General features: G+C 72.6%; 1 protein-coding gene. It reads left to right on the top strand.

All coding sequences use genetic code 11. The features are described from left to right. Nucleotides 1-445: serine hydrolase domain-containing protein (locus BN4575_RS20815; RefSeq protein WP_176716469.1), on the top strand; the 445-nt coding region annotated here is incomplete at both ends.

Genomic DNA, 445 nt, shown 5'->3' with positions numbered 1-445 from the left:
GGCATCTTCGACTACACGGAGGACGAGGAGCTCCGGCTCGCCGCGATGGCCGATCCGGCCCGCGTGTGGAGCCCCGAGGAGATCGCCGCCGCCGCCGCCGCGCACGATCCCTATTTCGCGCCCGGCGCGGGGTGGCATTCCTCGAGCACGAACTACATCCTCCTCGGGATGATCATCGAGGCTGCGACCGGCGAGGGCATCGCCAGCGTGATCCGCGACAGGGTGCTCGATCCGAACGCGCTCTCGAGCACCTCGTTCGACGGAGAGGAGCCGATCGCTGGCGAGCTCGCCCGCGGCTACTCCGGCGACGGGACGGACATCACGACGGCCATCCACCCCTCGATGCCGTGGTCCGCCGGCGCCCTGGTGGCGAGCGCGGGGGACATCGCCCGCTGGGCCGTCGCGCTCTACGGCGGCGCGGCGCTCGAGCCGGCGTCGCTGGCAG

Source organism: Aeromonas sp. EERV15, assembly GCF_900079845.1.
Taxonomy (GTDB): Bacteria; Pseudomonadota; Gammaproteobacteria; order Enterobacterales; family Aeromonadaceae; genus Aeromonas; species Aeromonas sobria.
Note: the sequence above shows the minus strand (reverse complement) of the source record. Positions and strands in the feature narration are given on the sequence as shown.